Source organism: uncultured Fibrobacter sp. (assembly GCF_937877005.1).
Lineage (GTDB): Bacteria > Fibrobacterota > Fibrobacteria > Fibrobacterales > Fibrobacteraceae > Fibrobacter.
Genome location: NZ_CALEFV010000342.1, coordinates 1 through 6984 on the forward strand (window position 1 = coordinate 1; position 6984 = coordinate 6984).

The following is a 6984-nucleotide window of genomic DNA, read 5'->3' on the forward strand; positions in this document are numbered from 1 at the left end:
GGCAGAATTGCCTTTTGTCTAGTTATGAACAGTCCTAATTATGGGGAAGCTTACAACAAGAAATCCTTGTAACTTACATTTACAACCAGACACTCAATAAAATGGTTGAAAAAGCAAGATGCAATCTTTTTCAGAGTCAATACCTACAGCGGTCAACCCACGGCAGAGAATCATCCGATTTTTCCACCGTTACTCTTGCAGACGGCGACAAAGTCGTCCAGGGTATCTTCTACCGGGAGAGGATGTTCCGAAAGATAACAGTCGTCAAGAAACTGGATTCCCCTGAACTTGCACAAGTAATCTGCCACCTCTTGGAGCGTCAACTGAAAACGCCTTGCGAAAAGACGGATACACATGTTTACGTATGGAATTTTGTACTTATCGACCATGATTCGAATATAGATTATGTAGCCACAAAAAAGCAAGGCTTTCATTTTCAATTTGAAAAAGCCAAAATCAGAAGATTAGGGGCGTTCCCGCCCCTCGAGTTTTGACATCCCCAAAAGGGGACCATAGCCACTAAGGCAACTAGTCGCCAAGTGGCTGGAGGCCTAACGCGAACACTGGCATTAAGACGCTTTCGTAGCGCCTTTTTCTTTCCTAATCAAATCAATATCTTCTATAACAATAAGCAGATTATTCATCTTCAAAGGTAACGGTCGTTGACAAGCGGCACGTTCCGCTTTTAACAAGTCATACAGTTGATCAATAAATTCTTTTTCTTTGGTAAAGCGCGATAAAGATTTATCCTTTAAATACCTTACTTTAAAACACCTAGACAGTTCATCAATTTCATATCGTTCTTGTTTCAGAATTAATTTTTTAAATGCTTCAGCATCGTCCTTTTTCAATTCTAAGCAATCCAATGAAGGGTCTTTTCCCGTCAACATTAATTTCCCCAAATCATACTTCTGGATGTCATCACTTTGTATCTTTTCAAAAAAATTCGGTAAATATTCATCCCGCAACATTTCTTTTTTAGGCTTTAACTTTTCTGCGACATACTTGCCAAATAATGTCGTCTCTTCATTTTCTGGCTGGTTAATCGACAACACATCGCCATCCACACAAATTAAATTATCACATTGCTGATTAACATATTCCATCATTTTCTGTTTCAATTCTTCTGGAGAAATCTCAATATTTTCATTTTTCGAAAGACTCATCAACGAATCAAATAAATGGATTAACAATATGGGATTACGAATTCCCCGCTTCATAGCCCTTTCATACGCAGCCATACATTCTTTTAGCAAACCATCATCCAATTCTTTCCAATCGCACAATTTATTTAAGAGTATTCCATCTCTTTTATTTTTGTTAAACCAAATAGAATTGTCAATTACCTGATTTAACCATTCCTTATCAATACGATTTGATTCAACCCATTCTTTCCATATAGGGAACCATTCTGTATCATAAGAACCATCTTTTAAAGCATTTCTTAATGAAGGTATTTTACCAACAATTTCATCTTGTTCCCGCTCTTTTGAATACGTTCCGTCTTTTCTATAAGCAGCCAAAGTATCCGCTATTAGCGTTGAAGAAAAAAGAAGATTATTCTCCAAAACACCAATTTCTTGAGCATACTGATACAAAAGAAAATCACCCAGGAACAACCTTGCAAATTCTTTTTCCGACTTCAACTTGTCTGACACTCCGGCATAATCAACAAATCTATTGAAATTGACAAGAGTCCGCTTCATAGCACGAAGATTATCCTTTTTAAAGCATTTGACAACATCAGCAATCAAGTCAATATTTTCTTGAAGAATGGGTAAAGAGGCCTCTCCAGGTTCAAAAATCTGCGTATTTTTGACTAAAGTTTGTGAATCATCTTCAAGATCAGTACATCTGTTCACCCAAAAGGAAACAACATCTTCAAAAGAAGCCTTTATCTCAAATTCCTTCCCAATTACCTTTTCCAATGAAGTCGCCATACTAAATAAAGTGGCATCATTTTTTTGCTTGTTTATCGCTTCTTCTAGAATTTCTTTTTCCGCAACAATTATACAGGGAATGTGCAACATTTCGACACACTCATTGACAAATCCTAATAACGAAACAATCGGCATGTCCGCTCGTTCAAAATCATCCAAAACGAGTACAATTTTCCCAAATTTATTTTTAAGGCTTTTACGATAATTTTCAACAAAGATATCAAGTCCCTCAATTAGGGCGTCTTTGCCCATACTGTTGCCGATTAACAAATTAGATAAAGAAGACAAAACAGCTGTTGCTGGGACCGTTTTTAAGACCTTTTGCAGAACCTCTATCTTTGAAGAACAAATTATCGGGTGTAATTTCTCTAATATTTTTTCGTTTATTTCTTCTTTAGAACGAACTCCGTACAAACTCAAATAAATGATTATACTTTTCTGTTCTCCCGTAAAATTATTCTCAACAACCAATCCATGCGTATTCAAATAATTTTTTATATAAAAGCTCTTTCCACAGCCCCACATGCCTTTCAACAAAACCGCAAAATCAGGTTCTAAACATCTATTTAAATAATAGTCTAAAAAATCATCTACATGTTTATTTAAAGAACAAGCCTTGATTAACATCTGCTTTTTCATATTATTTTCCCCCAATTTCAGATATAGAGTCCCCTATCTTTTGCAATAAGTTCGCTCATTTTTGTTAAAGTTATCATATCAATAATTTGATGTTCAGGGATACACTTGTCAACGCATCTCCGTTGCAACAAAATTTCCACTATATATATTTGAATTTTTTGTTGGCAAAACAAGACTTTGACGGCGCCGATTTACACGGCATACAATACTTTTCGTCATAAGGATTGGTTCTAAACCATTCCTCCCAGCCTCGCTCGCCAAATGACAAGCTAGATTAATAGCATCCCCCATCCAAATCAAATCATTAAGAGCGCTTCCTGGATACCCCGCTTTTACAATCAAAACATTTCCATCTGCAATACCAATACCAGCTTGAATGTTTTTATATCCATGCAGATCCATCATTTCATTCAAGCAATCAATTAAAGAATTCAACCTAGCTGCAACATGAAAAACCACTCCATAATTAGCATTTTCCCCCGCATTAAAAACACCCCAAACACAATCACCATTTATATTAATTTCTTCACATATTTCTTCGGCATTTAGAATCGCTGTGCACTCCGAAATAAAGGAACGATATATTTTAGCAATAACAGGTTTTGTGTGAGATGAAGTTAAATTTGAGGAGCCAATTATATCAATAAATAAGGCAATTGCCTTTGTATACACACCATTTTCGTAGCTGAAGGAACTTCTTGCAGGAATATAATCTACCGAAGAATAGTCCGTATCCGAAGAAGAAAGAATCGCGTCAATTCTTTTTATGCTTGATATAAAATCATAATCAATTCTCTTTTTTACTTCCATATAACCTATGCCCTAAAAAAACAAATGCCCTTGCATTTAAGACTGTTCAAACTGGTCAGAACAGGTATTTTCGCTTGTCAGTATGCAGCCTTTTTTACAGTTGAAAATTTTTCGGCAGCCTCACGTGGTCTAGGATCGTATTCGTAAAATCTAACGAATCGTCCGCCAATACCCTTCAAATCAATCATTTGTTCAACCCAAGTCCATTCTAATGTCTGCGACACATCATTTGCCATGTCGTTCATTAGAATAAGAATTTGGTTTACATTCGCTTTATCTTCCAATCGAAAAGCCATTGTCATCGGATGGCCAATGCAACTACATTCTTCATACGTATTTTCTGCACCAGTTTCAGCAAAAAACAATTCACCAGAACCTATCGCAGCCTTAACCGCAGAATCAGAATTATAAAAAGATTCCACACATTTCTTACAAAAATCAAGACATGTTTCTCCAACAGATTTTTCGTAGGGAATTCCAAAGGCATCTGAAAATAAAACAACAACCCCATCACCCATTATTTTATCAATTTGACCGTTAAATTCCTTTATAATTTTAAAAATTCGTTCATAATACCTATTTAAATAAGATTTAACATTTTCAATCGTCATATTTTTTATTGTTGATGAGAACTGGAATATATCTACGAAAGCAACATATGCATTAGCTTTTGAATTCTTAACTCTTTGAGCATAATCATGGAATTTTTCATTTCCATCAAGGCTTTCATTTTTGGCGCTCAATTTTTTTTCTCTATCTCCAACAACCTCTAACATCGGTTTGGATGACGAATCAGACTTTGAAGGTTCACTTAGTTTTGAATGAAACTTTTTTGATTCAGAAGGAACCCCTTTTTGTCCGAATTTTATATTTTTCCTTGACGCAGAATGCTGCGTAAACTTTTCCAACAATTCATCTTGAAACGCTTTAGAGAACATTGTGAAAACCTCTTATGCAATAGTATTGTTCGAAACAAATAAAGATGCAATAAAACAAACAATCAAAACAATCACGCCCAAAACAATACTATAGGAAGACACCTTGAAACATGCGTATTTTTTTGATGCTATATGAGCATTTATTATAATCTGCGATACCAGCTGTTCATAAATACTTGAAAAAGAACTGATACCCCTATCAGCCAAAGCTTTTTTATATTCATCGATATTGTATTTGATGATATCTCCGTAAAACCATAAATTATCAGTTGATTTAATTTTCTTCTCCTTATCGCCATTTATCAATTTATCCTTCATCTTCGTAACAGGCATAAGAGACACCACTGATGACACTAGAACCACAACATAAGACAATAAATAAAAACAGCAACCAGCAATTATAACATCATCAGCAGACTTGAATTGTTTTATAAAGTTTAAAGCAGAAAATAGTGTTATGAATCCAAATACTGACAAAATAGTAGTATTCTTTTTTTCTGCAAAAGACAACCAGTCATTTACATTTTTAAAGATTTTTTCAAGTACCGCATCATCTTTATGTGTAGTTGTCATTCATTCTCCTTTGAAAATTGAAATATATTACACATTCCCATAACAATATAACCTTTTTAGCAGGAAAGAGAGAGATAAAGCAACCAAAGATTACAAAACTCTGAAGATTTCGGTTATTTAATCGGTATGTCAAGTACAGAGAAGCAAGACTTTTGACAGAGCGATTCCTGTTGCGCAGGGGCGCGCTTTCGCGGCATAAAATTGCGGCCTTACTCCGCAATTTTTCAGCCTAGAGGGCCGAGTGCAGGATACGGGCTGCCCTCCCGGCCCTACGGGCTTCGATCTCCCCTAAAGGGGACCATAGCCACTAAGCAGCAAAGTTGCAAGTGGCTGGAGGCCTAACGCGGAAAGCGGACGCCAAAACACACAACCGCAGGTGACTGGAGAACAAATGCGGAAGGCTTAATCATCACTCGTTGCCTAAATATTGCCCTGCGTGAAGTGGTTATTCGAAACATCCGAACAACCACTTTTTTCGTCAAATTTCGCGTAAATTCGGAATTTCCGATTTTTCTGTATTCTTTTAAAAATATCCAAGAAACCCCTCTCGATCTGCCAAGCACCTTCTTTTTAAGCATTTTAACCCTAGTTTTTCTCCCTAGCTTTCTCCCCAGTTTTCACCCTAGTTTTCTCCCTAGCATTTTGATGCAGGCTTACATACGGGTTCACCCGGCTCAAATTCCGACCATCATGATTAGCAGACGATGATGCTCTCACAGCACGAATTTCAAATCGTCTTCAGCAATTGCAAAAGGCTCTTCTTGAAATTTAGAAGCCATGTTTCTTTCTAAGGAGAGCTAGTTTTCTCAAACTGTAAACTCCGCTTAGAACATCGGCCTTGACGCGGCTGACGGAAACAGGGGCCTTCAGGGAGCGGTCCACAGCCTTAACGAAGAACTCCAGTTGCCTGGTCCCGACCACGTTAAAGTTCTTCTTTATGCTCGATGTTGCCATGTTTTACCTTCTAGCGAAATATACATTAATCCGAACAAAAGCGCAAGGCACTTGTCAATACCCCCTCCCTCGTCATTCCGGGCTTGACCCGGAATCTAATTATGCAACTTATTGTTGACATCGAGGAACGCCGCCCATCCCTGCCCTAATTCGACAGAAGCATCAGGTCAAAATATATCATGCGCGTATGCAATGCCGCCGTAGATTCAATATTCCGGTACTCACACTCCTGCTGCTCCGAAGAGAACATAAACCCGAAGCCGTTCGCTTCATAGAATGCAAGCGGGACCGGCTGGTTGTAGGCATCGACCACCAGATAACGGCAACCCGTCTTGTTGTCCGGATCGACGAACCACTGCTTGATATAATCCAACAACTCGCTTCCGACATGACGTTTCTTGTAAGCAGAATTGACCCCCAAGCGACCTATCAACACCGCCGGATAAATCAGGTCACGTTTCTCCCACGGGAGTTGCCTGCCTATCAGCTTTTTCCGCGCGTTCGGAAGGTAATTCGTAAATATACTCGCGTTCGAGACAGTAAACGCGCAGACAATATCCCTCAGCGATCCCGCATCGACAAACGCATAAGTCTTCCCCATCAACTGGCGGCTGTAATTGACGGAATCATTCTGGAAAAAGGAATCAAGGTCCTCGTTGCCACAGGAGAAATGGTTACAATGGTCCAGAACAGACGGTGTGAGCACCGTACGTACGCAACTAGACTCTAGAAAGGCCATTTTCCTTCGGCCCTCAGCTTAGCGATACGTGCGGCGTTGCGCATGTCGAAACCGCTCCACTCGGCAGATTGCCGGGAAAAGTCGACGGAGCCGCGGTTCTCTTCGGCAGCCTTCGCATTCTCCACGAAAGTCGCCGCAGCCGCACCCGTCAGAATCGGTATGTTGCTAATAGCTAGGGCCATAAATCCTCCACAATATACATTTTTACCGCTCCTTTTGCAAATTGCATTCTACCGACACCTCCATATTCGCTGCCATACATACACATTTGTTCACTATCAAATATACACAAACGCGGGGCGGTTGTCAATAGCCGCGGCAAAAAAAATCAATTATGCCACAATTGTTTACATCAAGGAATCACGGGCGTTCCCTGCTGCGCAGGGGCGGG

8 protein-coding genes are annotated in these 6984 nt (G+C 38.9%); all 8 read right to left on the reverse strand.

Features of this window, described 5'->3' with window-relative positions:
• Nucleotides 1–170 precede the first annotated feature (170 nt).
• Complete coding sequence (locus tag Q0628_RS15320; RefSeq protein ID WP_298772474.1) at nucleotides 171–389, reverse strand: DUF3791 domain-containing protein; 219 nt, start codon at nucleotides 387–389, stop codon at nucleotides 171–173.
• A 180-nt stretch (nucleotides 390–569) separates the two neighbouring features.
• Nucleotides 570–2579 (reverse strand): P-loop NTPase fold protein, encoded by a 2010-nt coding sequence (locus tag Q0628_RS15325; protein ID WP_298772476.1) that lies wholly within the window; start codon nucleotides 2577–2579, stop codon nucleotides 570–572.
• 108 nt (nucleotides 2580–2687) lie between these two features.
• Nucleotides 2688–3389: an adenylate/guanylate cyclase domain-containing protein gene (locus Q0628_RS15330; RefSeq protein WP_298772478.1), complete on the reverse strand. Its 702-nt coding sequence runs from the start codon at nucleotides 3387–3389 to the stop codon at nucleotides 2688–2690.
• A gap of 77 nt (nucleotides 3390–3466) precedes the next feature.
• Nucleotides 3467–4327 carry an adenylate/guanylate cyclase domain-containing protein gene (locus tag Q0628_RS15335; protein WP_298772480.1) on the reverse strand — a complete coding sequence of 287 codons (861 nt, stop codon included), beginning with the start codon at nucleotides 4325–4327 and terminating at the stop codon, nucleotides 3467–3469.
• Nucleotides 4328–4339: 12 nt separating this feature from the next.
• On the reverse strand, nucleotides 4340–4900 hold the full coding sequence (locus Q0628_RS15340; RefSeq protein ID WP_298772482.1) for a Pycsar system effector family protein: 561 nt from the start codon (nucleotides 4898–4900) through the stop codon (nucleotides 4340–4342).
• 768 nt (nucleotides 4901–5668) lie between these two features.
• Nucleotides 5669–5854: a hypothetical protein gene (locus tag Q0628_RS15345; RefSeq protein ID WP_298772484.1), complete on the reverse strand. Its 186-nt coding sequence runs from the start codon at nucleotides 5852–5854 to the stop codon at nucleotides 5669–5671.
• 145 nt (nucleotides 5855–5999) lie between these two features.
• The gene (locus tag Q0628_RS15350) at nucleotides 6000–6593 is read right to left on the reverse strand and encodes an N-acetyltransferase (RefSeq protein ID WP_298772487.1); all 594 of its coding nucleotides are present in this window, start codon (nucleotides 6591–6593) and stop codon (nucleotides 6000–6002) included.
• On the reverse strand, nucleotides 6581–6775 hold the full coding sequence (locus Q0628_RS15355) for a hypothetical protein (RefSeq protein ID WP_298772489.1): 195 nt from the start codon (nucleotides 6773–6775) through the stop codon (nucleotides 6581–6583). The genes Q0628_RS15350 and Q0628_RS15355 overlap by 13 nt, the downstream gene beginning before the upstream one ends.
• Nucleotides 6776–6984: the final 209 nt, after the last annotated feature.